23 protein-coding genes are annotated in these 25,100 nt (G+C 73.0%); 11 read left to right on the top strand and 12 right to left on the bottom strand.

Annotated features, from left to right (window positions below):
- Positions 1-175 precede the first annotated feature (175 nt).
- Together ACFVHV_RS16370 and ACFVHV_RS16365 are read right to left on the bottom strand one after the other, a co-directional pair.
- Positions 176-1,027: an SDR family oxidoreductase gene (locus tag ACFVHV_RS16370; protein ID WP_380351737.1), complete on the bottom strand. Its 852-nt coding sequence runs from the start codon at positions 1,025-1,027 to the stop codon at positions 176-178.
- 213 nt (positions 1,028-1,240) lie between these two features.
- Complete coding sequence (locus ACFVHV_RS16365; RefSeq protein ID WP_380351735.1) at positions 1,241-2,122, bottom strand: SDR family oxidoreductase; 882 nt, start codon at positions 2,120-2,122, stop codon at positions 1,241-1,243.
- An 86-nt stretch (positions 2,123-2,208) separates the two neighbouring features.
- On the opposite strand from ACFVHV_RS16365, the gene ACFVHV_RS16360 reads away from it, so the two are divergent.
- The 4 genes from ACFVHV_RS16360 to ACFVHV_RS16345 all read left to right on the top strand — a co-directional run bounded on the left by ACFVHV_RS16360 (position 2,209) and on the right by ACFVHV_RS16345 (position 4,465).
- Positions 2,209-2,787: a helix-turn-helix domain-containing protein gene (locus ACFVHV_RS16360; protein WP_359903689.1), complete on the top strand. Its 579-nt coding sequence runs from the start codon at positions 2,209-2,211 to the stop codon at positions 2,785-2,787.
- 29 nt (positions 2,788-2,816) lie between these two features.
- Complete coding sequence (locus ACFVHV_RS16355) at positions 2,817-2,969, top strand: hypothetical protein (RefSeq protein ID WP_359903691.1); 153 nt, start codon at positions 2,817-2,819, stop codon at positions 2,967-2,969.
- Positions 2,970-3,278: 309 nt separating this feature from the next.
- Positions 3,279-3,746, top strand: a complete 468-nt coding sequence (locus tag ACFVHV_RS16350; protein ID WP_380351733.1) for a hypothetical protein — start codon at positions 3,279-3,281, stop codon at positions 3,744-3,746.
- Positions 3,747-4,015: 269 nt separating this feature from the next.
- The gene (locus ACFVHV_RS16345) at positions 4,016-4,465 is read left to right on the top strand and encodes a TIGR03618 family F420-dependent PPOX class oxidoreductase (RefSeq protein ID WP_380351731.1); all 450 of its coding nucleotides are present in this window, start codon (positions 4,016-4,018) and stop codon (positions 4,463-4,465) included.
- A 623-nt stretch (positions 4,466-5,088) separates the two neighbouring features.
- On the opposite strand, the gene ACFVHV_RS16340 is transcribed toward ACFVHV_RS16345, so the two are convergent.
- Positions 5,089-5,664 (bottom strand): helix-turn-helix transcriptional regulator, encoded by a 576-nt coding sequence (locus tag ACFVHV_RS16340; protein ID WP_359903817.1) that lies wholly within the window; start codon positions 5,662-5,664, stop codon positions 5,089-5,091.
- A gap of 185 nt (positions 5,665-5,849) precedes the next feature.
- On the opposite strand from ACFVHV_RS16340, the gene ACFVHV_RS16335 reads away from it, so the two are divergent.
- From ACFVHV_RS16335 to ACFVHV_RS16320, 4 genes are all read left to right on the top strand, one after another.
- Entirely contained in the window at positions 5,850-6,839 is a 990-nt protein-coding gene (locus tag ACFVHV_RS16335; protein ID WP_380351729.1) for an alpha/beta fold hydrolase, read from the top strand.
- Between the two features lie 340 nt (positions 6,840-7,179).
- Positions 7,180-8,235 (top strand): hypothetical protein, encoded by a 1,056-nt coding sequence (locus ACFVHV_RS16330; protein ID WP_380351727.1) that lies wholly within the window; start codon positions 7,180-7,182, stop codon positions 8,233-8,235.
- A 439-nt stretch (positions 8,236-8,674) separates the two neighbouring features.
- Positions 8,675-9,706, top strand: a complete 1,032-nt coding sequence (locus ACFVHV_RS16325; protein ID WP_380351726.1) for a hypothetical protein — start codon at positions 8,675-8,677, stop codon at positions 9,704-9,706.
- Between the two features lie 25 nt (positions 9,707-9,731).
- Complete coding sequence (locus ACFVHV_RS16320; RefSeq protein WP_380351724.1) at positions 9,732-10,301, top strand: hypothetical protein; 570 nt, start codon at positions 9,732-9,734, stop codon at positions 10,299-10,301.
- A gap of 300 nt (positions 10,302-10,601) precedes the next feature.
- Here ACFVHV_RS16320 and ACFVHV_RS16315 read toward each other — a convergent pair whose 3' ends face one another.
- Complete coding sequence (locus tag ACFVHV_RS16315) at positions 10,602-11,249, bottom strand: TetR/AcrR family transcriptional regulator (protein WP_380351722.1); 648 nt, start codon at positions 11,247-11,249, stop codon at positions 10,602-10,604.
- A gap of 196 nt (positions 11,250-11,445) precedes the next feature.
- On the opposite strand from ACFVHV_RS16315, the gene ACFVHV_RS16310 reads away from it, so the two are divergent.
- Complete coding sequence (locus tag ACFVHV_RS16310; RefSeq protein WP_359903706.1) at positions 11,446-12,891, top strand: MDR family MFS transporter; 1,446 nt, start codon at positions 11,446-11,448, stop codon at positions 12,889-12,891.
- 40 nt (positions 12,892-12,931) lie between these two features.
- Complete coding sequence (gene mca / locus ACFVHV_RS16305) at positions 12,932-13,849, top strand: mycothiol conjugate amidase Mca (protein ID WP_380351720.1); 918 nt, start codon at positions 12,932-12,934, stop codon at positions 13,847-13,849.
- A gap of 104 nt (positions 13,850-13,953) precedes the next feature.
- Here the strand turns inward: mca and ACFVHV_RS16300 are convergent, their stop codons facing one another.
- The 4 genes from ACFVHV_RS16300 to ACFVHV_RS16285 form a co-directional block, all read right to left on the bottom strand.
- Positions 13,954-15,462, bottom strand: coding sequence for a PHB depolymerase family esterase (locus ACFVHV_RS16300; RefSeq protein WP_380351719.1), 1,509 nt, complete (start codon positions 15,460-15,462; stop codon positions 13,954-13,956).
- 166 nt (positions 15,463-15,628) lie between these two features.
- Positions 15,629-16,627, bottom strand: a complete 999-nt coding sequence (locus tag ACFVHV_RS16295; protein ID WP_380351717.1) for a YdcF family protein — start codon at positions 16,625-16,627, stop codon at positions 15,629-15,631.
- 106 nt (positions 16,628-16,733) lie between these two features.
- The gene (gene pip / locus ACFVHV_RS16290; RefSeq protein ID WP_380351715.1) at positions 16,734-17,696 is read right to left on the bottom strand and encodes a prolyl aminopeptidase; all 963 of its coding nucleotides are present in this window, start codon (positions 17,694-17,696) and stop codon (positions 16,734-16,736) included.
- A 71-nt stretch (positions 17,697-17,767) separates the two neighbouring features.
- On the bottom strand, positions 17,768-18,466 hold the full coding sequence (locus ACFVHV_RS16285) for a TetR/AcrR family transcriptional regulator (protein WP_359903720.1): 699 nt from the start codon (positions 18,464-18,466) through the stop codon (positions 17,768-17,770).
- A gap of 124 nt (positions 18,467-18,590) precedes the next feature.
- On the opposite strand from ACFVHV_RS16285, the gene ACFVHV_RS16280 reads away from it, so the two are divergent.
- Complete coding sequence (locus tag ACFVHV_RS16280; protein ID WP_380351713.1) at positions 18,591-20,156, top strand: MFS transporter; 1,566 nt, start codon at positions 18,591-18,593, stop codon at positions 20,154-20,156.
- Positions 20,157-20,250: 94 nt separating this feature from the next.
- Here ACFVHV_RS16280 and ACFVHV_RS16275 read toward each other — a convergent pair whose 3' ends face one another.
- The 4 genes from ACFVHV_RS16275 to ACFVHV_RS16260 form a co-directional block, all read right to left on the bottom strand.
- Positions 20,251-21,072, bottom strand: a complete 822-nt coding sequence (locus ACFVHV_RS16275; protein ID WP_380351711.1) for a lysophospholipid acyltransferase family protein — start codon at positions 21,070-21,072, stop codon at positions 20,251-20,253.
- Entirely contained in the window at positions 21,069-21,902 is an 834-nt protein-coding gene (locus ACFVHV_RS16270; RefSeq protein ID WP_359903728.1) for a GNAT family N-acyltransferase, read from the bottom strand. Before ACFVHV_RS16270 ends, ACFVHV_RS16275 begins: the two co-directional genes overlap by 4 nt.
- A 293-nt stretch (positions 21,903-22,195) precedes the next feature.
- The gene (locus ACFVHV_RS16265; protein WP_380351709.1) at positions 22,196-23,578 is read right to left on the bottom strand and encodes a serine hydrolase domain-containing protein; all 1,383 of its coding nucleotides are present in this window, start codon (positions 23,576-23,578) and stop codon (positions 22,196-22,198) included.
- Positions 23,579-23,757: 179 nt separating this feature from the next.
- The gene (locus ACFVHV_RS16260) at positions 23,758-25,083 is read right to left on the bottom strand and encodes a M1 family metallopeptidase (RefSeq protein ID WP_380351707.1); all 1,326 of its coding nucleotides are present in this window, start codon (positions 25,081-25,083) and stop codon (positions 23,758-23,760) included.
- Positions 25,084-25,100: the final 17 nt, after the last annotated feature.

Here is a 25,100-nt window from a genome sequence, read left to right as displayed (position 1 = left end):
TTTCTTGCCCCCCACCCCAATATATTTTTTGTTTTTTTAATATCGTCGGGGGGGGGTGGGGGGGGGGGGCGGGGGGGGCCCCCCCCCCCCCCCCGCAGGGGGTACTGGCCAGGGCGGCGGAATCCGGAGTGCCGAGCAGCCGGGCCGCCCCGTACGGCCGGTCGGCACGGCAGGCTCAGCGGAAGTCGTCGGCGTGGTCGACGGCCCACTGGGCGTAGGTGTGTGCCGGAGCGCCGGTGATCTTCTCGGTGATGACGGACGTCGTGGCCACGATGCCGTCGGCGGCGGCCCACTGACTCACGATCGCCTCGGCCACGACCGGATGCATGGTTCTGGCGACTTCCGTGCGGGCCTGCTCGTCGGAGATGTGCTCGATCCGGATGTGACGGCCGATGGCCTCGCCGATGTGCTCGACCTGGCGTCGCAGGGTCAGGGACTCTGCCCCGTAGATGGTGTAGGCCTGGTGCGAGTGGCCCGGTTCGGTCAGGGCGGTCACCGCCAGCGCCGCGATGTCCTTCTCGTGCACCGGTGCCGACTGCGCGAGCGGACGGGGAAGGCGGACGACGTTGTCGGTGCGGATCGATTCGGCCCACCAGGTGCGGGTGTTGGTCGCGAACGTCCCCGGCCTGAGGAACGTCCAGTCCATGCCGGACCGTTGGACGGCCTGCTCGATCGTGCGGTTCAGGCGGGTGACCGGGTGGTCGGCGTCGGGGTCCAGGGAGACCGACACCGACGAGAGCAGGACCACCTGCCGGATCCCCGCGGCTGCGGCCGCTGCGGCGACCTCCTCGATGTCGTAGGGCTTCCGGGGGTCGAGCATTCCGTACAGGAACACCTTGTCGGCGCCGTCGAGCGCTGCGGGGAGCGTCTCGGGACGCTCAAGGTCGGCGACGACTGCTTCGCACCCGGGCGTGCAGCGCGTGGCCGGGGTCCTGCTGACCGCTCTGACCTGCTCGCCGGCGGCCAGCAGGCCGTCGGCCACATGACGACCGACGTTGCCGCGGGCGCCGAAGACGACTGCCACCATGATGGAACCTCCTGCTTGTTGTGGACATGAATTGCCGCATCGACGGGGGTGCTGCGGGATGTGTCGCTGCCTCGCGGGTGGCGGACCGGCGCCGGCGGGCCCGGTCGTCGGTGCCGGTACGGGGGAACGGGTCGGGAGCCGGAGCGCGCCGACCGCGGGATGCGCGGATGCGCGGATGCGAGATGTCGCTGCGGCGGGACGGTCGGTCGCCGGTCAGGGCTGGATGTTCTCCAGGTCCTCCAGGAGGCCGGGGTGGTTCGGCTCCCAGCCGAGCGCCTGCCGGGTGCGGGTGCTGGACGAGGGCTGGTCGGCCCTGAAGATCGGGCCGAGCGGGCCGTAGGTCTCCTCCGGCACCGACTCGACCGGCAGGCCCAGCCGTCGGCCGATGACGGCCGCGATGTCCCGTACCCGGTCCCCCTCGTCGGCCACCGCGTGCCAGGCGGTACCGGCCGGCGCCTGCTCCAGGGCGAGCCGGAAGAGAACGGCCGCGTCGAGCGCGTGGACCGCGGGCCAGCGCTGGGTGCCGTCGCCGGGGTATCCGGAGGTCCCGCTTCGGCGTGCGATGTCGGTCAGTAGGCCGGCGAACCCGCCCGTGCCCTCGTTGTGAACCGTCCGCGGCAGGCGTACGGACGTGCTGCGGACCCCGCGCGAGGCCAGGCCCAGGATCGCCGTGACCGTGCGACCGCGGCCGCCGACCGGCCCGTCGGTCGGTACCGGGTCGGCCTCGGTGGAGGTACGGCCCGGCGCCCAGGGCGTTCCCGAGACGGTGACCAGGGGGCGGTCGCTGCCGACGAGTTCCTCGCCGAGGGCGGTGAGGCCGGCGGTCTCCTCGGCGACGTTCCGGGCGAGGGCCTCGGGGCTGCTGAAGTCGTTGCCGAAGGCCAGGTGGATCACCCCGTCGGCCCGGGCGGCACCCGAACGCAGGACGTCCAGGTCGGCGAGGCCTCCCCGCAGCGGTTCGGCGCCGGCTGCCTCGGCGGCCCGTGCGGAGGCGTCGGAGCGGGCGAGTGCGAGGACGGTGTGGCCGTTGCCGAGGAGTTCGGCGACGACGGCGGAACCGATCAGGCCGGTGCCGCCGGTGACGAAGACGCGCATGGAACCCTCCCAGAAGTGATGGGACTCTTGTCCCATCACCGTAGCAGAGTGATGGGACAAGAGTCCCATCACGTATGCTGAACCCCATGGGTCGATGGGAACCAGGTGCGCGTGAACGCCTCGTCGTGGCCGCGGTCGACCTGTTCACGGAGCAGGGGTACGACGCCACCACGGTCGCGCAGATCGCCGAGCGTGCCGGGGTCACCAAGAGCACCTTCTTCCGGCACTTCCCCGACAAGCGTGAACTGCTGGTCGCCGGGCAGGAGACGCTCAGCCGGCTGCTGGCCGAGGGGATCGCCGACGCGCCCGGTGACGCCAGCCCGCTCGAGGCGGTCGCCGCCGGTCTCGAACGCGCCTCGACCGCGATGGGCCCCGGGAGCCGCGAGCTCGCCCCCCGCCTGAAGGCCGCCGTCGCCGCCAGCGCCGAGCTGCAGGAGCGCGACGCCCTCAAGACCGTCAGCCTCGCGGCCGCGATGACAACCGCCCTGGTCGCCCGCGGCGTGCCCGATCCGACCGCGGCCCTCGCGGGCGAGCTGGGCGTCCTCGCCTTCAAGCGGGGGTACGCCGAATGGGCCGAGGACGACCGCGGCGCCGAGGGCGAGCTCGCCGGGTACACCCTCGCGGCCCTGGACGAACTGCGCGCGGCGAGCGCATCGCTGGGCTGACCGGACGAGCACCGCCCAGCGCCGGTGCGGTGGACGAGAAGCAGACCTCACAGCTCTTCGAGCCCGCCGGCCCGATCCTGGTCGTGGGCCGCCGCATCCAGGCGAAGCTCTTGCGGGCTCCCTTGAGCGGATGGTGGAAGCGGGGCCGGTGGATCATCCTGCACTTCTGGCAGGGCTTGTAGCAGCACGGCGCGGCCACCGGGATCCGACGGCGGGAGCGTCCCCGGGCACGGACGAGGGGTGCGTGCCCGCGCCGGCCCCAGGTGCGGGCGTTCGGCGGCGTCACCGAGGTGCTCTCGCCTGCCTCGAACAGGGCGGCGGCCTCGAACCGCACCTGTTCGGGGATCACTACCTGTCCTGTCACTGCCCGGCAGCCGAACGAAAACCCCAGTGGCTGACGGTTTCAAAATGATCTGCGGCTGCGGTTGCGGCCAAGGAAGATCATGATGTGAGAGCACACTGATCCTCGCAAGCGAATCGAGCCCGCATCGATGGCAAGGCCCCCTGGCGCGTTTCAGTCGATCACGTTCGCGGCCTGGCGTGATCGTCCTCCTGGGCAGGACCGTGCCTCCACGCGGTACTACGTCACGCTGGCGGAACTCCTTGTGCGCCTCGGGAGCTTCGGACTCGGTCTCACTTGGAGGGTGCGGATCGACGATGCTCGACTGGTCACCAGGTTTGCCGAGATCGAGAAGGCTTCCTCCGGTGCCGGGATCGGCACCCTTGAGCTACTGGCCCTGGTCGCGCCGGACCTTCAGTTCGTTGACGCGGACTTCGTGGGGTATGCGGGCGATGAGCTGAGGGTGGTGCTGCGGGAGTTCGACAGCACGAGCTGGGACCTCTGCACCGCGGATGGCTCGGTGGTCCGGGAGATCCGCCAGCACTACCCGGACGCGGTGCCGACTCCTGAGGATGTTCTCCAGGAGATCTCCTGGACGAACAACCGGCGCGAGATGTGATCCAACGTTCCTGCTGATCGATTCTGGGTGAGCCGACCTGTGGGCCTTGCGCTCGGCAATCCTGGCCTGCGGGGCTGCCGACCTTGCTCAGCTGGCGTTCTGCCACTTCAGCCGCCTGAACGAACTGCTGAGGATTCGCCTCGCCGCCGAGGCCGCCAGCGCGAACGCCTCTACCCCACCCCCGACCGGCAGAACAGACCCTCACGGCTTCATCAGTGGCTCCACCCGAGTACGCGGTTGGCACCCTTCGTGGTTGGTAGCCTCCCGGGATGACCGCGACATTCGACGAAGCCGTCCGCGCTCGGTTGCAGGCACCCAACATCTGGTACGTCGGCACCGTGTTCGCCGACGGGGCACCGCAGGTCAGCCCGATGTGGGTGGATCTGGAGGGAGAGGGGGAACTGACGTTCAACACCTCGGTGGGGCGGGTGAAGGAGGAGAACCTGCGTCGCGACCCGCGGGTCTATCTCTCGCACGCGGACGCCACCGACCCCTTCGACCGCGTGCAGATCAGCGGTGTGGTGGCCCGCTTCATCGAGGGCGAGGAGGCGCACGAGCGGATGGACCGGCTGGCCCGCAAGTACCTTGGCGTGGAGCGCTACGAGTGGACCATGCCGGGTGAGCAACGGGTCGCGGTGATCGTGCGCCCGGTCAAGGTGCGGCACATTGTCGGGGTGGAGCGGTTCCGACCGGGCGGCCCCGTCCCCGCCCCCGAGTAGTGCACCTGCCGGGTGCCGCTGACAGGATGCGCGGCCCCCGGCCCGTCCAGCAGCTGCGCCGCTCACAGCCGGACACCGAGGGCGCCGACCACCATCGGGGGGCCGGCGCCCGGACTCCGCCGTCTCGGTGGGTGTGCGGTGGGTGTGCGGTGGGTGTGCGGTGGGTGTGTGCGGTGGGAACCGCCCGTCGGAGCTCGTGCCAGCTGATTCCCTCCTCCATGAGCGCCTGGCCGAGGCGGGCGAAGGCAGAGCGGTGACGGTCGAGGCCTACCGCGTCGTTGCGAGCCTGGTCATAGAGGAGTCCCACCGATATCGAAAGTCCCATGGGCCGGGGTCCAGGAACGACCTCTGACGGTGACGGGTCCGCCGCCGCGCCGACAGCCGGGCCGTCCGGGAGAAATTCAGCCCCGCCGACGAGCCCGGCCACCGGCGTGACGAGGACGTGACTCGCCTCTCAGCGGTCGTGCGGCACCACATCAACATGCTCGGCCGGCACTCCTTCCACCTCCCTGCCCCGCCCGGCGGCCTGCGACCACCGCGTGATCCGACCACCACGTGATCCGGCCGCCGCCGAGGCGTGAAGCCGCAGGCACCGGCGCGGGGCCCGGACGCTGTGCTCCGCGCTACCGGACCCCGCGGTCGGGGGCTGGGGTGCGCGGTCGTAGGCGCTCTCCCTGCGGCCCGAACATGATCAGGTATTCGACCGGTCCGCCGGGTCCGGCGTTCGCGACTCCGTGGGCGGTGCGGGTGTCGAACTCGGCCACGTCCCCGGCGCTCAGGACGAGGTCCTGCTCGCCGAGCGCCAGCCACAGCCGCCCGTACAGGACGCACAGCCATTCGTACCCGTCGTGGGAGACCTGCCGCGGCCGCGCCGGCGGCGCGTCGACGGCGGGCAGGACGTGCTTGTGGGCGTGCAGGCCCCCGACGTACCGGGTCAGCGGTAGCACCGTCTTGTCGTTGCCGGAACGCTGCGGCACCGGGGTGCGCGGTCCGGACGCCGCCGAGGCGGGTGCGGTGCCGGCCAGCTCGTCGAGGGAGACGTCGTACGCCTTCGCGAGCTGCAGCAGTACCTCCAGGGTCGGCTTGCGCCGGCCGGTCTCGATCCGCGACAGCGTGCTCAGCGAGATGCCGGTCGCGCGGCTGACGCCGGTGAGTGTGGCGCCGTGCTGCTCACGCGCGGTCCGCAGCCGGGGGCCCATGGCCGCCAGCGTGTCGGCTGTGCTGTCGTCCGTCACCGTCACCGTCGCCCCGCTCCCTGCGGCCGTGCCGCCTCCACCGTCCTGTCCTGCCAGTTTGCCACGATGGCAAGGGTGTTCGCGTCGTGCGGCCGCCGCGCCGCATGATCGGTGGGTAACCGCGGCCGCCCGTGAACCGAGGAGAAGCGATGCACCAGCCCGCACCGTCCGCCGACCTGCGCCACCGCACCATCGAGGCGCCCGCCGGGCGCCTGCACCTGGTCGAGCAGGGCACCGGACCGCTGGTCCTGCTCGTTCACGGCTTCCCCGAGTCCTGGTACTCCTGGCGCCGCCAACTCCCGGCCCTCGCGGCGGCGGGATACCGGGCCGTGGCGCTCGACGTGCGCGGCTACGGCCGCTCCTCCAAGCCGGCCGCGACGGACGCCTACCGGATGCTCGACCTCGTGGAGGACAACGTCGCCCTGGTACGCGCCCTGGGCGAGGAGACGGCGGTGGTCGTCGGGCACGACTGGGGCTCCAGCATCGCGGCGGCCTCCGCCCTGCTCCACCCCGAGGTCTTCCGCGCCGTCGCACTGCTGAGCGTCCCCTACGCGCCGCCCGGCGGCCCCCGCCCCACCGACGTCTTCGCGCAGATGGGCGGCGACCAGGAGTTCTACGTCTCGTACTTCCAGGAGCCCGGCCGGGCCGAAGCAGAGATGGAGCCCGACCTCCGGGGCTGGCTCGCGGGCTTCTACGCGGCCATGTCCGCCGACACCATGCCCGCCCAGGGCGAGCCCGACCCGCACTTCGTGACCCGCACCGGCGGCCGGCTGCGCGACCGCTTCCCCGGCGGCAAGCTGCCCGCCTGGCTGACCGAGGACGACCTCGACGTGTACGCCGGGGAGTTCGAGCGCACCGGCATGACCGGGGCCCTCAACCGCTACCGCAACATGGACCGCGACTGGGAGGACCTCGCCCAGTACGGCGGAGCCCCGATCACGCAGCCGTCCCTGTTCATCGGCGGCGCCCTGGACGCTTCCACGACCTGGATGGCCGACGCCATCGACGCCTACCCGGCCACCCTCCCCGCCCTGGCCTCCACCCACATCCTGGACGGCTGCGGGCACTGGATCCAGCAGGAGCGTCCCGAGGAGGTCAACCGCCTGCTGACCGCCTGGCTCGCCTCCCTCCAGAGCTGAACCGGCGGGTGTGCCGGCCGGCCTCCGCCGCAAGGGCTTGCCACTGTTCGTCATGGTCACCCCCGCCACACCGGACGTGTCGACGTGCCGGGCCGGCTCACCAGGCTTCATGCAGTGGGATGGTTTCGGACCGGCGCCTGTGACCGGTGGCCGACTCCGTGGAACGACCTGTGCAGGACGCGGCGCACCTCCGCCCCCGAACACCAGCGGGTCCGCCGGCCGGCCGCGGCGCGGGGTCGCCGGGTGAGCGCACGTGCCGGCCGGCGCAAGGGCGCCTCCTCTCGTCCGTCGGATCACAGGCCACGGCATCAGGCCGTCGGCGCGCACAGGAGGAACCACCATGCCCAGAACGAAGACAACCCTGACCGGCGCGGCCATCGCCGTCGTCGCCGCTCTGACAGCCCTGAGTACCGGCCCGGCGCACAGCGCAACGGGCCGGGCCGGCGACAAGGGGACCACCCCGGCAGTCTCGGTGACCAACGGCAGCCCCACCCCGGACGGGACCGCACCCGCCAAGGTCACCGGGCCACCCGCCGATCAAGTGCTGAGCGACGCGCAGCCGGACATCCTCTGGTACAACACCAGCCTCGACCAGCTCCAGATCTGGTACATGGACGACACCCGCGTCACCGGCCGGCAGACCGTGGTCGGCCCGGACGGCAGCCCCATTGGGGCCCCGGCACCCTGGCAGGTCGCCGGCGCGGCAGACTTCGACCACAACGGAACCGCGGACGTCATCACGCACCTCAGCGACACCGGTGAGACCGTGATCAGATGCTTGGACAGCAACGGTCGCAACCTCACCAGCCGGATCGTGCGCGACGAGAACGGCAACGCCGCGCACGCCGGAACACCCTGGCAGATCGCCGGCGTCGCAAACTTCAACCGGAGCGACTCATACCCGGACATCCTCTGGCACAACACCAGCACCAACGAGACCCAGATCTGGTTCATGAACGACATGAGCATCATCGGCCGAGCTGATGTGCTGGAGGAGAACGGCAGCCCCACCCACGTCGGAGCACCCTGGCAGATCGCCGGCGTGTCAGGCCTCAACCCGTACGGCGGCCCGGACATCCTCTGGCACAACACCAACACCAACGAGTCCCAGATCTGGTCCATGGACTACGCCCACCGCATCGCCCGACGGCAGAGCGTGCTGGAGGAGAACGGCAGCCCCACCCACGTCGGAGCGCCCTGGCAGATCGCCGGCACCGCAGACTTCGACAGCGACGGAAGCCCGGACATCCTCTGGCACAACACCAGCACCGATGAGACCCAGATCTGGCACATGGCCGGCAACAGCATCATCGGCCGAGCCGATGTGCTGGAGGAGAACGGCAGCCCCACCCACGTCGGAGCACCCTGGCAGATCGCCGGCATCGGATACTTCTAGCCCCGATCCTCGACGACGGGTCGTCAGGATGGGCGCAGGTCTCGCACCGGCGTGTGGGACCTGTGCCGAGTGGACGGGGGCGGTTACGTGGCACCTGCCGAGGAGCCCCGACCCTCCGCCCCCAGGCGGCGCCGGATCTACGGACCATCCACGGCTGCCGCCGCCACGGCCATCCAACCCCCTCCTCACAGCGCCGATCCGCCTGTTCCATTTCTGACCTCGGCAAGCACCGCTAGGACCTTGGAACACAGGCACTCACCTTGTCGTTTAACGTCCAGCTTCGAACAGGAAGGCCTGACGATCACCGGTCTGTGCGGCCTGCTGGGGAAGCGACGGCCTCGCGTTTGCCCCCGCGGCGCGAGGGCAGGGCCTCGACAGTGATGTCGGTCCGCTCGGGCATGATCTACTCCGATCCGACTCAGCGGTGGGGTGGTGTGAGGTGGGCGAGTGGCGAACTGATCCGACGTTCGCGATGTGCCGAGCGTTGGCGGGCGGGGCTGACCTGTCCTCATTCGTTGGCGGACCGTTCGATGTGCGTGCGGTAGTGGCCGCCATGCGGTCCGAGGTCAAGGACGGATTCCGGCTCGACGAAGTTCCCTGGGAGAACTTCCCGCAGGGGGATCACGTCAGGGAGGCCATCGACCTGCTCCGTACCGGCAGTTCATCCGTTCGCGCCGGAACGGGTGTTGTGGGCGGTATCTGTGCCAACGACATGCGGGCCGCCGCTGCGCTCGCCGTGCCTTTCCTGATCCGGATCGCCGCGGACACCTGCCACCCGTACCGTGCCGACGCGCTCGCGGAAGTCTCCTCCCCGGCCCGTGCCCGCTACTTCGGCGTCGCCTCCCGTGGCGAACTGCTGCTCCACCGTGCCGCAACCCAGTACGAGGACCTCTACGACGGCTACGGTGTCGAGGTGACCGGCTACCCGGCGGGCTGGTCGGTTGCCGCCACCCGGGTCGCGATCACTGCCGACGCCACCCTCCTGAAGCCTCTTCTGCACGATCCCGAGCCTGCGATCCGGATCCGCGCCGCCTACGCCCTGGCCGCCGCTACCGACCTCGACCGCACGATGCGTGCCGCCTTCCGCGCCCGGCTCGACGCCGAGCAGGACCCGATTGTCCGCGCCGCCCTGGTCTTCGCCACAGCTGAAGGCACCCGTGCCCACCCCCATCCGCCGACCACCGTGTGGCTGGGAGAACGCTGGCGGGACCGGGCGCAAGCTCCCGAGGACCGGCTGGCCGCCGCGATCGGCTGGCTCTGCCTGACGGACGAACCCGTCCCCGACGACCTTCGCGCCGCCGTCGACGACCTCTCCACCGACGAGCGTGCCCGCGCCATGGACGGCCTGCCCTGGATGGCCGCCGCCGGCGGCTCGAACGAGACGGGACTGCGGCGCTGCGTCCGAGAAATGCTCCATCCCGAACAGTCTGATCCGACGGAGCACGACGACCCATGGGCCCCGCGATCCTGACGGCCGGGATGTCTTCACCCGCCTCGTGCTGCGCCTGCTGGCGACGGGCATCGCACCCGGCAGCTTCTACGCCGGGGGCACCGGCGACGGGCGCGGACACTTCGACGCACTCCCGGTGGACTTCACCGCGCGGGCCGTCACCGTGCTCGGTGACGGCGCACGGGAGGGCTACTGGACCTACAACGTGGTCAACCCGCACGAGGACGGCATCTCGCTCGACACGGGCATCGGCTGGCTGATCGCAGCCGGGCATCCCCTGACACGCGTCCACGGCCACACCGAGTGGACCGAGCGCTTCGAGACCGCCCTGCGCGGCCTGCCCGACCGCCGCAGGCAGCACTCGCTGCTCCCACTGCTGCACGCCTTCGCCGAGCCGGCACCGCCACTCGCCGGATCCGCCCTGTCGACGGACCGGTTCCGTGCGGCGGTCCGGGCCGCAGCCCTCGACGAGGAGAGCGACATCCCGTCTGTCACCGGACCTGATTACCAAGTACATGGCCGACCTCCGGGCGCACCGCCTGGTATGACACCACCCCCGGCCGACGCGGCGCACGCGAGCTGTCCGCCGTCGGCACCCTCACCACCGTTCGGGTAGCGCCTCGCCGTGGTGGAGGGGATGGTGGCCAACGGATGCTCCTGCGCGGGGTCCTCGGTGATCGCCAGCAGGACCGTGAACCAGTCGTGGACGGTGGCGCCGTCCCGGACCGCCTCGATCGCCACGACACGGCCGGGGCAGCCGCGGCACGAAACGCCAGGGACTCCAGGCCGAGGGGGCTGTCCGGGCTTCGGGCGATCCGGTCGCCGTGGTGGGTGTAGCGGTCGATCTGCAATGCACGGTGTGAAGCGGCGGGGACTGGAATCGGAGCGTCAGCCACCGGGCCAGTCCCGACCCTGCTCAGGCGTTCCGGACGGCGAAGTTCCCGAGGGGGCTCTCCAAGCGGTCGTAGGCCCGGAGGGCCGAGGGGCGGACCGCGGCGGCGATCGCCGCCTGCTCCTCGCCGGCCAGGGTGCGGCGGAACACCTCGGCGAACACCGCACGGTCCACGGCGGCGAGCAGTGCGGCGGCGACCCGGCACTCGAAGCCGACGGGTCTCTCGTGCACCGCCTCGGCCAGTGCCTCGGCGAGTGCCGTCTCGCTCTGCTCGTGCAGCTCGCGCAGCCGGGCGCCCAGGGCGGGGCTGTCGAAGACGGTGCGGGCGAACTCCGGGCCGGAGAAGCCGAGTCGGGCGTCGTGCCGGTCGAGCCCGGCGAGGCCGTCGCGGCGCAGCGCGGCGAGCGCGGACTCGCCCGGTGCGCGCTCGGAGACCGTTGCGGCGAGCCGGACGACGAGCTCCTCGTGCAGGTCGAAGAAGAGGTCCTCCTTGCGCGGGAAGTGGTTGGTGACGGTCATCTTGGCGACGCCCGCGGCGGCCGCGACCTCGGCGATGGTCGTGCGGTCGAAGCCCCGCTCGATGAAGAGCCTGGTCGCGGCGTGCGAGATCGCCTCACGGGTGCGGCGCTTGTTGAGCTCGCGCAGGTTCGGAGTCGTCCCGGTCTCGGTCATGCCGGGAGCCTAGCGCAGGAGTCTGGGTCGAGTACAGAAATTAGATTTGACCTAATCGATGGGTCCGTCCTAAGTTCTTCCCGGGGCGGCCGGAGAGGCTGCCCGGGTGGGCGTCCGAGAGTGTGCCGGGTGAGCGTCGAAGTGGCGGCACGCGGGTTCGGGGGCGACTCGCCCAAGGGCGACCAGGGGAGGGCGCATGACCGCATCCGTTGCTGCGAAGGGCCGGCCGGGAGGAGTCCGGGAGGGGGAGCCGGAGCCGATTCCGCCGGGCCTGTGGAAGATGGGCGGGGTGCTCGCGCTGGGGCCGGTGCTCGCGCTGCTGGACAGCACGATCGTCAACGTCGGCATCGACTCCGTCGGGCGCGATCTGCACGGCTCGATCGCGGAGATGCAGTGGGTGGCCACGGGGTACCTGCTGGCGATCTCGCTGACCATGCCGCTCTCGGGTTGGGCCGCCGGCCGCTTCGGGGGGCGGCGGGCGTGGCTGGCCTCGGTCGTCCTGTTCGTGCTCGGATCGGCGCTGTGCGGCCTGGCCTGGTCGACGGGCAGTCTGATCGCCTTCCGGGTGCTGCAGGGGATCGGGGGCGGGATGATTCAACCGCTCGGCCAGGCGATCATCATACAAGCGGCCGGGCCGTCCAGGGTCGGGCGGGTGATGGGCACGCTGATGCTTCCGATCAGCCTGGCCCCGGTCCTGGGGCCGATCCTCGGCGGGCTGGTGCTGGAGCACTTCGACTGGCGCTGGATGTTCCTGCTGAACGTGCCGGTCGGGCTGGTGATCCTGCTGCTCGCCGCCCGCTGGCTGCCGTCCGACGAGACGTCGGACGCACCGAAGCCCCGGCTGGACGTGACCGGTCTGGTGCTGCTCTCGCCCGGCCTGACCGGGCTGGTCTACGGGCTCGCGACGATCGGTGACGGCGCAACGGCCGGCTGGGTCGCTCTGGCGGCGGGCGCGGTGCTGGTGGCGGCCTACGGCTGGTACGCGCTGCGGGTGGGGCGCGGGGGCGTCCGGACGCCGCTGATCGACCTGCGGCTGTTCGCCCGGCGCGGCTTCAGCGTGGCGACGGCGAACAGCTTCCTGCAGGGCGCCGCGCTCTACAGCTCGATGTTCCTGGTGCCGCTCTACTACCAGCAGGTGAAGCACGCCGGCGCGGTGGAGGCCGGTCTGCTGCTGGCACCGCAGGCCCTCGGCACGGCGGTCACCGCCATGCTGGCCGCCCGGATGACCGACCGCATCGCGCCGCGTCCGCTGATCATGATCGGCATCGGCTGCTCCCTGGTCGGCACGATCGCGTTCACCCAGCTGGGCAGTGGCTCCGAACCGGCCGCCTGGCTGATCGCCGGCTCGCTGGCACTGCGCGGCGCGGGCATGGGGATGATCGCGATCCCCGGCCTGGCAGTGGTGTACGGGAGCGTCGAGAAGGACCAGGTGCCGGCGGCGGCGGGTGCGGTCAACGTGCTGAACCGGGTGGGCGGGGCGCTCGGCACGGCGGTGCTGACGCTGGCGCTCCAGCAGGCGCAGGACGGGCACCCGGGCCGGCCGGGTGCGGCCTTCGGCGAGACCTTCTGGTGGGTGCTGGCCCTGTCCGCGCTCGCCATCGCTCCGGCGCTGCTCTACCCGAACACCCGCCGATCCGGCTGACCACCGGCCGGTTCCCGACCACCCAGACCTGGAGGCACCCGTGTCCATCCGCCACCCCGACGGCCTTCGCCTGCTCAGCGTCCACGCGCACCCCGACGACGAGTCCAGCAAGGGTGCGGCCACCCTCGCCCGGTACGCGGCCGAGGGCGTGGACGTCCTGGTCGCCACCTGCACCGGCGGCGAGCGCGGCTCGGTGCTCAACCCGGCCATGGACCGGCCCGAGGTCCGGGCCGACATCGCCCGCGTCCGGCGCGAGGAGATGGCGGCCGCCCGGGAGATCCTCGGTGTGCGCCAGCGGTTCCTCGGCTTCGTCGACTCCGGGATGCCCGGCCCGGACGAGCCCCTTCCCGAGGGCTGCTTCGCCGCCCGGCCGGTGGAGCTCGCGGCGGCGCCGCTGGTCGCACTGATCCGGGAGTTCCGCCCGCAGGTGGTGATCACCTACGACGAGACCGGCGGCTACCCGCACCCGGACCACGTGATGACCCACCGGGTCACGGTGGCGGCCGTCGAAGCCGCCGCCGACCCGGAGCACGATCCCGGGCCGGGCGAGCCCTGGCAGGTGTCCAAGCTCTACTACCACCTGGCGCTCTCCCGGGCCTGGTTCCGGGCCCTGCACGAGGCCATGACGGAACGGGGCGTCCCCTCGGGGATGGGCGAGCTGCTCGCCGGCTGGCCCGACACCCCGCCGGCCCTGGCCACCACCACCCGGGTGGCGTGCGCCGAGCAGTTCGCCGTACGGGACGCGGCGATGCTGGCGCACGCCACCCAGGTCCAGCCGGGCGTGGCCTTCATGGCCCACCCGCGGGACATCGAGCGCGAGGTCTGGCCGAGCGAGGACTACCACCTGGCCCGGAGCCTGGTGCCGGTGGTGGGTGCGGCGGCCGGGGACGGCGTGATCGAGACCGACCTGTTCGCCGGGCTACGGGCGGAGGCGCGGGTGGGGGTGGGGGCGGGATGAGTCGGACGGCGGGCGCGGCGGCGCGGGCGTTCGCGGCGTCACCGGGTGGCGCGGTGACCGCCGTCCGCTCGGCAGCGGTGGTCCGCTCGGCAGCGGCCCTCCGCTCAGCACTGGCCGTCGGCGAGCACGTAGTAGCCCGGTCCGGTCTGCTTCAGAGTGTGGGTGACGAAGGTGTTCCAGAGCCCCATGCTCTGGCCCGAACCGAGCGCGTAGGTCTGGCCGCCGGTCTGGGTCGCACGGCCGGCCGAGACGTGCGCGTAGTTGCTGGCGGTGAAGCACTGGGGGGTGCCCCCGCCCGGAGTGGTCGCCGTCACCGCCGCCGACCGGGGGCCGGCGGCGCCCGACCCGTCGACCGCCGCCACGGTGTAGCGGTACGTGGTGCCGGCCGCGAGCCCGGTGTCGGTGAAGGCCGTGCCGGTCGTGCTGCCCACCTGGGTGTCATCGCGGAAGACCTGGTACGAGGAGGCGCCGCTGACGGACTGCCAGCCGAGGGCGACCGACCCGGCGGTCGCGGTCGCGGTCAGCCCGGTCGGGGCGGGCAGCCCGGGGTCGGTGGGGCCGGAGCCACCGTCCAGCCCCCAGAACTGCGCGGTGTAGTAGCCGGAGCAGATCGTGTCGAGGAAGTAGGCGCCGGTCGTCCCGCACTGGTCGGCCCCGGAGCCCGGGTCGACGGCCAGGCCGTGGCCCATCCCGCTGATCGTGAACACGGCCACCGCGGGCCTTCCGTTCGCATCGGCGTAGACCTCCTGGGTGGTGCCGCCGGGCAGGCTCCGGGTGCCGGTCGGCTGACGGCCGAGGCCCTGGACGTTCGTCCACTGGTCCCGCAGCTCGGCCGCGTTCACCGGCCTGACCACGGTGTCGGCGGTGCCCTGCCAGATCGCCACCCTGGGCCACGGCCCGGTGTAACCCGGGTACGCGGCCCGGACCTTGTCGCCCCACTGGGCCGGAGTGAGCCCCTGGTCGGAGTTCTGGCAGCCGGAGGCGGCGGCCTGGGTGGCGGCGCAGTGCGCGGGCAGCCCGGAGTCGATCGCCCCGCCGGCGAACACGTCGGGGTAGTCCGCCAACAGGTCGGCGGCCATCCCGCCGCCCGCCGAGAGCCCGGTGACGAACACCCGGTGGGCGTCCGAGCCGTACAGGGACTCGGCCTTGGCGACCATCTCGACCACCGACCTGGCCTCGCCGACGCCCCGGGCGGCCCGGCTCGCGTCGAACCAGCTGAAGCAGGAGAGGCTGTTGTTGACACTGCTGGTCTGCGGGAACACCACCGCGAAGCCGTACTGGTCGGCGAACTTGGTCCAGCCCGAGTTGCGGTAGTAGTCGGTGGCGCTCTGGACGCAGCCGTGCAGCGCGACCACCAGGGGAGCGCCGCCGGGCAAGCCGGCGGGGGTGTAGGTGTACATCGCGAGGTTGCCCGGGTTGGTGCCGAACCCGGTGACCTGCTGGAAGCTGCCGCTGGCGGCCGCCGCCACGGAGGATGCGGCGGAGGCCGTGACGGGGGAAACCGTGGTGGCGGAGGGTGCGGCGGGGGAGGCGACGGCTGCGGAGGGCGCGGCGGCGCCGAGCGCGAGAGCGACGGTGGTGAGCAGCGCCGCGGCGGTGGGGCGCAGTGGCATGGGGACTCCAACGTGGGGGAGGAGTGGGGGCCGGTCCCGTGCAGCGTGGCGCGCCCGCAGGCCCGGTGCCATGTGACGGTCATCCGGGGTCCACCGCCCGGGCATGGCGCAGGCCGCCATGGTCCTACTCCCGCGCCCCGCGCCGTGGTGGGGGTCCCGGGGCGGCTCACAGGGCCGCGAGCACTCCGCAGAGGGCGATGAAGCCGCAGATCCCGAAGTTGACCAGCTTGTGGGACAGGAAGATCGCGGCGAACTCGCGGATGGTGGCGCTCGGCCAGTAGTACCGGGCGGTGGGAGAGCCGAAGACGTGGCCGTTGACGCCGGTCTGGCGGGCGAGCAGTGCCGCCCGGAAGGCGTGGAAGTTGTTGGTGACCACGACGCAGCGGTAGTCGGGCTTGGCCTGCTCCATGATGGCCTTGCTGAACAGCAGGTTCTCCTCGGTGGTGCGCGAGCGGTCCTCCCGCTCGATGTGCTCCTCGGGGAAGCCGCGTTCGACCAGGTAGTCGGCCATCGCGTGGGACTCCGGCAGCTTCTCGTCCGGCCCCTGGCCGCCCGAGGTGATGAGCACCGGCGGGTTTCCGCGGGCGGCCTGCTTCTCGTACACCTCGCGGCCCCGGTTCAGTCGGCTGGCGAGCAGTGGCGGGACGCGCTCGCCGCCGATCAGTCCGGAGCCGAGCACGATCACGAAGTCCACGTCCCGGCGCGGCCGGTGGCGGCTGTACAGGAAGGCGTAGCCGACGAAGCAGGTGAACAGGAAGGAGATGTAGCCGACCACGAGCACCGCGGTGCCCGCGAGCGCGGCCAGCGGCCGCGAGTGGACGATGAGGGCGGCGACCAGCAGTCCGATGACGCCGAGGATGCCCAGCCCGGCGAGCAGTGACAGCAGGTTGGCCGGCCGTCTGCCCTCCTTGCGGATCATGGTCAGGCCGTTGGCGAGCAGGAACCAGACCAGGGCCGCCGTGCCGAGGGCCGGGAGGAGGACGATGACCGCCGCCGCGAGTGTGATCACCATGCTGGGCGCCTTGCGGAGCTCGGCGAGCAGGGCGAGGGACAGGAGGGAGACGGCGATGCCGAGCAGGACGGCGTTGCTGAACTGGCGACGGTCGCGTACTACCCCGATTCCGAACAACAGGAAGAACAGGGCGGCTGGGGCATAGGCGATCATGCGTCGTATCGTAGGGGAATCCCACCTGTACGAACCGGCCGGGCGTTCGGAGGAACCGAGGGCCCCGGTGAGCGCCCGGCGGGTGCCCCGGACGCCCGGCCGGGGTTCAGGCGAAGCGCTCGATCGCGGTCAGGATCGCGTCCCGCATCCGCGGGCTGCCGGTGTGTCCGGAGTCGTCGATGACCGTCAGCCGGGCGTCCGGCCAGGCCTTGACCAGCTGCCAGGCCGTGTCGACCGGCCCGCCGAGGTCCAGCCGGCCGTGGATCAGTTCGCCGGGGATTCCGGACAGCCGCCCGGCGTCGCGCAGCAGTTGGCCGTCCGGCAGGAAGGCCCGGTGCGAGAAGTAGTGCGCGGTGATCCGGGCGAAGGCCATCAGCGCGTCGGAGGGCCGGTCGGTGTACGCGTTCGGCTTGCCCAGCGTCTCGTGCGAGATGACCGCGTCCTCCCAGGTGGCCCAGGCGTTGGCGGCGGCCCGCCGGACGGGCTCGTCGGTGCTGTTGAGCAGCCGGCTGTAGGCGGCGAGCAGTTCGAAGGTGTCCCCGTCGCGGTCGGCGGGCGGAAGGAAGTCCCGGAACGCCTCCCAGGCCGCGGGCAGGAAGCGGCCCACGCCGCGGTACAGCCAGTCGGTCTCCTCGGGACGGGTCATGGTGACCCCGCAGATCACGATCGCGGAGACCCGTTCCGGGTGGGCCTGCGCGTAGGCGAGGATCAGCGTGGAGCCCCAGGAGCCGCCGTAGAGCAGCCACTTGTCGATGCCGAGGTGCTCGCGCAGCCGCTCCATGTCGGCGATCAGGTGCGCGGTGGTGTTGTGCTCCAGGCTGGTCGAGGGGTCGGCGGCGGCCGGGCGGCTGAGCCCGCAGCCGCGCTGGTCGAACTGGACGAGGTGGTAGCGCTCCGGGTCGAAGTACCGCCGGGTGCCCGGGCTGTGGCCGGAGCCGGGCCCGCCGTGCACCACCACGGCCGGCCTGCCCGCCGGGTCGCCGGAGGCGTTCCAGTGCATCAGCTGCCCGTCGCCGACGTCCAACAGGCCTTGTGCGTACGGTTCGTAGAGGGGGTACGGCTCGGGCATCGGTGACTCCTCCGTGGTCGTACGGGGTGGGCCCGGCGAGCCTACCCCGGTGTCGGATCCCGGGGAGGGGCTCAGCGGTGCTCCGGCGGGAGCAGGGCGGCCAGGCCGTCGAGGACCCGCTGGAGGCCGAACTCGAAGCGGGCGTCCATGTCCGGCGCGGTGAGGTCGTCGGCGAGGGCGACCAGGTTGGGGAAGGTCTCGGCGGGCAGGGCGCGGAACAGGTCGCCGGCGGCGTCGGCGATGTCCCGGCGGCTGGTGCCGAGCACCTCGGCGGCCGAGATCGGCGACTGTTCCTGGAGCACGAAGCCCTGGACGAAGGCGCCCAGCAGGTAGCTGGCCATGGCGGCGTCGGCGTCGGAGAAGCCGGCCGCGCGGAGGCGGTCCAGCTGGTCCTCCATGAGCCCGAGCAGGTGGGGGCCGGGGGCGAGCCGGCCGGCGACGACCTTGGCCGCGTCCCGGGTGTCGAGCAGGAGGCGGCGGTAGCGCCAGCAGTACGCGTGGAACTGTTCGCGCCAGCCGCCGGTGCGCGGCGGGGGCTCGGCGGAGCCCAACAGGGCGTCGGTGAGCAGGTCGAGGAGCTCCTGCTTGTTGCGGACGTGCCAGTACAGCGAGGCCGCCTTGACGCCGACCTCGGCGGCGACCTTGCGCATGGACAGCCCGGCCAGGCCGTCCCGTTGCAGGACGCGCAGGGCGGCCTGGGCGAGGGCGTCCCTGGTCAGGGCGGGTGTCGTGTCGTCGGTCCCGGGCGTGTCGGGGTGGTTCTGCGGCATGGGTGTGCGGACGCCTCCGGCCGTGTGGTGGATTCCCGCTTGCAATCTAACACCGTTAGGTGCACTCTGTGGCTGTCGCGCCGACCCCTAACAGTGTTAGGGGCTCATGACCGGGAGGGAACCCATGGAGGAATCGAGCGCCCGCCGCCGACGGCTCGCGCTGCTCACGCTCTGCGTCACCATGTTCATGTCCATGCTGGACAACGTCATCGTCAACAACGCCCTGCCCCGCATCGGCCAGGAACTGGACGCCGGGATCAGCGGCCTGCAGTGGGTCGCCGAGGGCTACAGCCTGGTCTACGCGGCCTTCGTGCTGACCGGTGGCGCACTCGGCGACCGGTACGGCCGCACCCGGGTGTTCCGGCTCGGCCTCGCCCTCTTCACGGTCGGATCGGCCCTGGCCGCGCTCGCCGACACGATCGGCGTGCTGGTAGGCGCCCGGATGCTCCAGGGCGTCGGCGCCGCGCTGCTCACCCCCGGCAGTCTCGCCCTGCTGCGGCACGTCTTCACCGACGAGCAGGAGCGGGCCAAGGCCATCGCCACCTGGTCCGGGGTCTCCGCGCTCGGCCTCTCGGTCGGACCGGTGGTCGGCGGCCCGATGGTCGAACACCTCGGCTGGGCCAGCGTGTTCTGGATCAACGTGCCGATCGGCGTCGCCGGACTGCTGCTCGCCGCCCGGGTGCTCCCGGACATCCCGCCGCGCGCCCGCCGGATCGACCTCGGCGGCCTCGCCCTGTCCGCCACCGGACTCGGCCTGCTGGTCTACGCGCTGATCGAGGGCCCGTCCCGCGGCTGGACCGACGCCCGGGTGCTCGGCTGCGGCGCTGCGGCCGCCGTGCTGCTGATCGCCTTCCTGCTGCTCGAACTGCGGCTCGCCGAACCGATGCTGGAGCTGCGGCTGTTCCGCGACGGCATGCTGGGCGGCGCGCTGCTCAGCGGGTTCATGGTCAGCTTCGGGATGTTCGGCGCGCTGTTCTTCCTGCCGCTGATGATGCAGGGCACCCTCGGCTGGTCCCCGGCCGCCGCGGGCTACGCGGGGTTGCCGATGACCGCGATGCTGGTGCTCGCCGCGCCGCTCTCCGGCCGGCTGACCGCCCGCCACGGGCCCCGGCCGCCGCTGGTGCTCGGCCTCGTCCTCTGCGCGGCGGGCCTCGGCGGCCTGTCACTGTACGGCGACCACGCGCACTACCTCGAATACCTGTGGACGCTGTTCGCGATGGGCCTCGGGATGGGGCTCACCTTCACCCCGGTGTCGATCGGGGTGATGCAGCGGGTCGCCCCGGCCCAGACCGGGATGGCCTCGGCCGCCATCAACACCCTGCGCGAGCTCGGCGGGGTGCTCGGGATCGCCGTGCTGGGCGCCGTCCTGACCGGCCGGTTGACCGACTCCCTGACGGCCGCCCTGCACCGGATCGGAGTCCCGCCGGACGCCGTCGGTCCGATCGCGGACGCGCCCACCGGCGCGGTGCACGGCGGTGGCGCAGCGGCGGCGGCACTGCCCGGTCCGCTCCAGGAGGCGGTGGACGGCGCCTTCATCGACGGCATCCACCTCGCCGTGCGCTGCGGGGCGGTCGCGCTCGCGGTCACCGCCGTCCTGGTCGCCGTCCTGCTCGGCCGGGCCCGTCCGATCGCCCCGCCGGAGGCCGTCCGTCCGCGGCCGGCGGAGCCGGCCGGGGCCCGCTCCGCCTGATCGGCGATCCGGCCGGCGATCCGGTCGGCGGCCCGGCCGGGCGCACGGCTCGCCCGGACGCGCCCGTCGCACGGGCCGCCGCACCGGCGGCCCGTCAGCGGATGCCCTCGATCGCCGCCTGCGCCCTGCGGGCCAGCTCGCGCCGGGCGCCCGCCCGGGCGGGCTGCGGGCCGGGCGGCGCGATCGGCGGCAGGAAGGTGACGTCGGCGACCAGCCCGCGGGCCGCGACCACCCGGGCGAGCGAGGTGAGCAGCCCGTCGTCCCCGATGAAGGCGGGCACACTGGTCGGCCGCCCGTCCACCAGCCGGTAGCGGATCGTCACCGGCTGGACGTCGGCGCCCGCCTCCACCGCCGCCTGGAACAGGGCGGGCCGGAACCGGCCGCTCTCCCGCCCGCACCAGGTCGACCCCTCCGGGAAGACGATCACCGGTTGCCCGGAGCGCAGCACCCCGGCCACCGCGGCGACGGTGTCCGGCAGCGTCCGCAGCCGGTCGCGGTCCAGGAAGACGGTGCCGCACCCGGCGATCAGCGGGCCGAGCACCGGCCACTGCCGGACCTCGGTCTTGGCCAGCGACCGGCCCGGCCGACCGGCGGCGAGCAGCGGTATGTCCAGCCAGGACACGTGGTTGGCCACCACCAGCACCCCGCCGTCCGCGCCGGGACCCGGTCCGTCGGGCCCCGCGAGGTGGACGGTCACCCCGAGGGCGCGCAGCACCGCCCGCGCCCAGAGCCGGACCAGCAGGATCCGGGCGCGGTACGGGAACAGCCGGACCGGCAGGCCGAGCACGACCCCCGCCAGCACGGCGGTCAGACAGGCCGCCAGCCGCAGCGCCCGCCGGGGGTGGGAGACCTCCGGCGAGGCCTCGGCCAGGCAGGTCTCGGGCCGGCAGGTCGCCGTGGGCAGCCAGACGCTCATGACGAGGCGCCCGAGGCGGGTACGCCGGACAGGAAGTGCCGCAGGTAGCGCGGGTCGGTGCGCTCCAGCGACAGCAGTACGTACAGGTCGGCGCAGTCGAAGTCCGGGTCGTACGCGGGCTCGCCGCATACCCAGGCGCCCAGCCGCAGGTAGCCTCGGAGCAGGGCCGGCAGCGCGCCCCGCTCGGCGCGCGCCACCCCGGTGGCGTCCCAGCGGCGGTGCGGGGTGACCCGGTACTCCTCGGGCGCCAGGTGCTTGGCGCTGACGGTGTCCCAGACCCGGGCCGCGGTGGCGCCGCCGTCCGCCAGCTCGATCGAGCAGCAGCCGCCGACCCAGGTGTTGCCGGTGTCGGCCAGGTAGCGGGCGATGCCGCCCCACATCAGGTTGATGACGGCGCCGTTGCCCCGGTGGTCCGGGCGGATGCAGGAGCGCCCGAGCTCGACCAGGCCGGGGCGCACCGGCGCGAGCGCGGAGAGGTCGAACTCCCCGTCGGAGTACAGCCGGCCGGCCCGGCGGGCGGCCTCGGGCCGCAGCAGCCGGTAGGTGCCGACGACGGCGCCCTGCTCGCCCTCGCGGACCAGCAGGTGGTCGCAGTACTCGTCGAACGGGTCGACGTCCAGGCCCTCGACCGGGCTGTGCAGCACCGCGCCCAGCTCGGCGCCGAAGACCTGGTGGCGCAGCCGCTGGGCGGCGCGCACGTCGTCCTCGTCGCGGGCGAGGGAGACGGTGTACGCGGCCGGGGCGGCGGGCCGGGGGCGGGGCGCGGGGACCGTCCGGGCGTCGTGGGTGGGGGCGACTGCGGACGGAGCGTACGTGGGGACGGTGGTCATGGCGGACCCTCCAGGGCAGCACGATCGGCGGTGCCGTGGATCACCAGGGCACCGTCCCGGTCCGCAGGCGGTTGGGCATGGACGCGAACCGGTCCCCGTATGTCTCTCCGAGCCGGTTGGCATTTATGTTGCGGCCCGGCGGAGCGCAGATGTGCACCTGTTGAATGGGAACACCCGTGGCCCGGCGGTCACTTGTCCGGCACCCGGCGCTCGCCCGCCGGGGGTGGACAACTCCCGCCGCAGGGGCGTACGGCCGCACCGTGCGCCCCTGCGGAACGATCGCTACGCGCGGCTCAGAACGTCCGCCAGCCCTCCGGGTCGACCCCGCCCGGGACGGCGCCGGCCGGGCCGTACGGCTCACGGGTGTACACGAAGGAGCCGATGTCGAGGTGGCTGACCGTGCCGTCGGGGTGGCGGACCACCCGCAGGGTCTCGCCCGCGAAGTAGTTCTCCACGCCGGTCCAGGTGCCGTCCGGTTCGGGCCGGAAGCGCGAGCCCCGGCCGGCGGCGGTGAGCGGGGTGAGCTCCAGCACCCGCCCGGGCCGCAGCCGCAGGGCGGCCGGCGCGGCGCCCCAGTACCAGGGGCCGGTGAGCTCCAGCGGTTCCGCGTCCACCGCGGGCAGCGGGCGCCACGGTTCGGGCAGCCGGGGCTCCAGTTCGGCGGTGAGCGCGATCAGCTGGGCCGCCAGGGCCGAGGCGCTGGCGGCTCCGCTGGTGGCGTTGGAGAGGGCGTAGGCGGCCAGGCCGTCGGCCTCGCTGATCCACAGGCCCGCCGTGAATCCGGGCATCGAGCCGGTGTGCCCGTACAGCAACCGGCCTTCGTGGCGGCGCAGTTGCAGGCCGAGGCCGTAGCCGCTGGTCCACTCGGCGTCGTCCGGGGCGACGGCCGGGCTGCGCATCTCGGCGAGGGAGTCGGCGGACAGCACCTTGTCGTCGCCGGCCGTCAGGAAGGCCGCCCAGCGGGCCAGGTCGGCGACGGTGGACCAGAGTTGACCGGCCGGGCCCATCAGGCCGGTGTCGGTGAGCGGCTCGGGCAGCAGGACGTCGGCCCAGGGATGGACGGCGAAGCCCCCGGCGTGCGGGTGCTCGGGCAGCAGCGTGGTGCGGCCCATGCCGAGCGGGGCCAGCACCTCGCGGCGCAGCACCTCGCCCCAGGGCTCGCCGCGCAGCTTCGCCACCAGCGCGCCGAGCAACGCGTAGCCGGGGTTGGAATAGTGGTGCAGCCGCCCGGCCGGGTGCTTCAGCGGCCGTTCGGCCTCCAGGAGGTCGCCGAGGTCCGGCCGCAGCGAGCCCTCGGTCCGCTCCCACCAGGGGCCGGGGGTCTCGGCGGTCAGGCCGGAGGAGTGCGCGAGCAGCTGGGCGACGGTCGCCTCGTCGGCGGGGGTGCCGGGCAGGTGGCGGGAGAGCGGGTCGGCGAGGTCGAGCAGGCCCTCGTCGCGCAGCCGCAGCACCAGCACGGCGACGAAGGTCTTGGTGAGCGAACCGATGCGGTACTGGACGTCCGGGGTGGGGGCGTGCCCGTCGACCATGCTGCGGGCTCCGCTCCACACCGGCTGCCCGTCGCGCAGCACCCCGGCGACCATCGAGGGCGTGCGACCCTCGGCCTGGGCGACGGCGAGCCGGTGCAGCAGCGCGCGGCGGGTGGCGGGCAGCAGCTCGGCGGGCAGGTCGGTCATGTGGGCTTCTGGACTCATCGACATATGCACGGACAGTAGCCCAGCCCGGGCCCGGGGCCGACCGATTAATCCGGTCCAGGCCCAGGCCCATGCCCACACCCAGGACCACGCCCCGGCCCCGGTCCAGGCCCGCGCCCCGGCCGCGGGCGAACCGCGCGGCGCCGGGCCGGGTGGAGCACTCAGCCCGGCAGCGGCGGCAGTTCCGGCCGCTCCAGCCAGGCCTCGAAGAGCGGGCCGAGCGGAGCGGTGGTGTAGCGGGCGGCGTGGGCGCGCAGGTCGGAGGTGGCGACCACGCCGTGCCGGTTGGCGCCCGTCCAGTCCCGCAGCATCGCGAAGAACGCGTCCTCGCCGAGCGTTTGCCGCAGCGCGTGCACCACCAGTCCGCCGCGCTGGTAGAGCCGGTCGTCGAACATCAGCTTCCGGCCCGGGTCGTCGAGCCGGAGGTCCTGCGGCAGCCCGGCCAGCAGCCGGTGCGCGGCGGCGGCGTGGACGGCCGCGCCCGGGCCGCCGGCGTGCTCGGACCAGAGCCACTCCGCGTACTTGGCGAAGCCCTCGTTGAGCCAGATGTGCCGCCAGTCGGCGATCGTGACGCTGTTGCCGAACCACTGGTGGGCCAGCTCGTGCGCGATCAGCCGTTCGTGCTCCCAGCCGGTGCCGAGGTGGTTGGTGCCGAAGGTGGCGACGCCCTGCGCCTCCACCGGGACGTCCAGCTCCTCGTCCGCGATCACCACCGCGTACTCGCCGAACGGGTACGGGCCGAAGACCTCGCCGAAGTACGCCGTCATCTCCGGCTGCCGGGCGAAGTCCCGGGCGAACGCGGCCGCCAGCCGCTCCGGGACGTAGCCGGTCTGCGGCACCGCCGGTCGCACCGCCAGCGGCACCGGCCGGTAGTGCCCGATCGACACCGTCACCAGGTACGTCGGGGTGGGCGCGCTCTGCTCGTACACCCAGGTGGTGCTGGACGCCCTGGTGGTGCGGGTCAGCAGCCGGCCGCTCGCCACCACCGTGAACGGGGACGGCGTGGTGACGGCCAGCTGGTAGGTGGCCTTGTCGGCGGGCCGGTCGTTGCACGGGAACCAGGACGGTGCGCCGACCGGCTGGCTCGCCACCAGCGCGCCCTCGGTCAGCTCCTCCCAGCCCAGGCCGCCCCACGGGCTGCGCACCGGGCGCGGGTTGCCGGTGTAGTGCACCTCGACGGTGAACGCGGCGCCCGGCACGAGCGCCCTGGCCGGGCGGATCCGCAGCTTGCCGCCGCGGTGGGTGTAGCGGGCGGCCCGGCCGTCGACCAGCACCCGGCCGATCCGGAACTCGGCGAGGTCGAGCGCGAACTCCGCCAGCGCCGTGTCCGCCAGCGCGCTCAGCCGGGCCGAGCCGGCCAGCCGGTTGGGGCCGGGCCGGTAGTCCAGCGCCAGCTCGTAGCGGTGCACCCGGTAGCGGTGGTCGCCGCTGTTCGGGAAGTACGGGTCCGGGGCACCGGCGGCCGCGGGGACGTGCTTGGGCTTCACGGGGGCGTGCGCTTCCT

The organism is Kitasatospora sp. NPDC127116, from assembly GCF_042677365.1.
In the GTDB taxonomy this organism is placed as follows: Bacteria; Actinomycetota; Actinomycetes; order Streptomycetales; family Streptomycetaceae; genus Kitasatospora; species Kitasatospora lactacystinica.
This window is presented reverse-complemented; position numbering and strand designations above follow the sequence as displayed.

Excerpts from the sequence above, each read along its gene's own strand:
- ACFVHV_RS16370 (WP_380351737.1), bottom strand. The coding sequence starts at position 1,027 with ATGGTGGCAGTCGTCTTCGGCGCCCGCGGCAACGTCGGTCGTCATGTG.
- ACFVHV_RS16365 (WP_380351735.1), bottom strand. The coding sequence starts at position 2,122 with ATGCGCGTCTTCGTCACCGGCGGCACCGGCCTGATCGGTTCCGCCGTC.
- ACFVHV_RS16360 (WP_359903689.1), top strand. The coding sequence starts at position 2,209 with ATGGGTCGATGGGAACCAGGTGCGCGTGAACGCCTCGTCGTGGCCGCG.
- ACFVHV_RS16350 (WP_380351733.1), top strand. The coding sequence starts at position 3,279 with ATGGCAAGGCCCCCTGGCGCGTTTCAGTCGATCACGTTCGCGGCCTGG.
- ACFVHV_RS16345 (WP_380351731.1), top strand. The coding sequence starts at position 4,016 with ATGACCGCGACATTCGACGAAGCCGTCCGCGCTCGGTTGCAGGCACCC.
- ACFVHV_RS16340 (WP_359903817.1), bottom strand. The coding sequence starts at position 5,664 with ATGGGCCCCCGGCTGCGGACCGCGCGTGAGCAGCACGGCGCCACACTC.
- ACFVHV_RS16335 (WP_380351729.1), top strand. The coding sequence starts at position 5,850 with ATGCACCAGCCCGCACCGTCCGCCGACCTGCGCCACCGCACCATCGAG.
- ACFVHV_RS16330 (WP_380351727.1), top strand. The coding sequence starts at position 7,180 with ATGCCCAGAACGAAGACAACCCTGACCGGCGCGGCCATCGCCGTCGTC.
- ACFVHV_RS16315 (WP_380351722.1), bottom strand. The coding sequence starts at position 11,249 with ATGACCGAGACCGGGACGACTCCGAACCTGCGCGAGCTCAACAAGCGC.
- ACFVHV_RS16310 (WP_359903706.1), top strand. The coding sequence starts at position 11,446 with ATGACCGCATCCGTTGCTGCGAAGGGCCGGCCGGGAGGAGTCCGGGAG.
- ACFVHV_RS16300 (WP_380351719.1), bottom strand. The coding sequence starts at position 15,462 with ATGCCACTGCGCCCCACCGCCGCGGCGCTGCTCACCACCGTCGCTCTC.
- ACFVHV_RS16295 (WP_380351717.1), bottom strand. The coding sequence starts at position 16,627 with ATGATCGCCTATGCCCCAGCCGCCCTGTTCTTCCTGTTGTTCGGAATC.
- pip (WP_380351715.1), bottom strand. The coding sequence starts at position 17,696 with ATGCCCGAGCCGTACCCCCTCTACGAACCGTACGCACAAGGCCTGTTG.
- ACFVHV_RS16285 (WP_359903720.1), bottom strand. The coding sequence starts at position 18,466 with ATGCCGCAGAACCACCCCGACACGCCCGGGACCGACGACACGACACCC.
- ACFVHV_RS16280 (WP_380351713.1), top strand. The coding sequence starts at position 18,591 with ATGGAGGAATCGAGCGCCCGCCGCCGACGGCTCGCGCTGCTCACGCTC.
- ACFVHV_RS16275 (WP_380351711.1), bottom strand. The coding sequence starts at position 21,072 with ATGAGCGTCTGGCTGCCCACGGCGACCTGCCGGCCCGAGACCTGCCTG.
- ACFVHV_RS16270 (WP_359903728.1), bottom strand. The coding sequence starts at position 21,902 with ATGACCACCGTCCCCACGTACGCTCCGTCCGCAGTCGCCCCCACCCAC.
- ACFVHV_RS16265 (WP_380351709.1), bottom strand. The coding sequence starts at position 23,578 with ATGACCGACCTGCCCGCCGAGCTGCTGCCCGCCACCCGCCGCGCGCTG.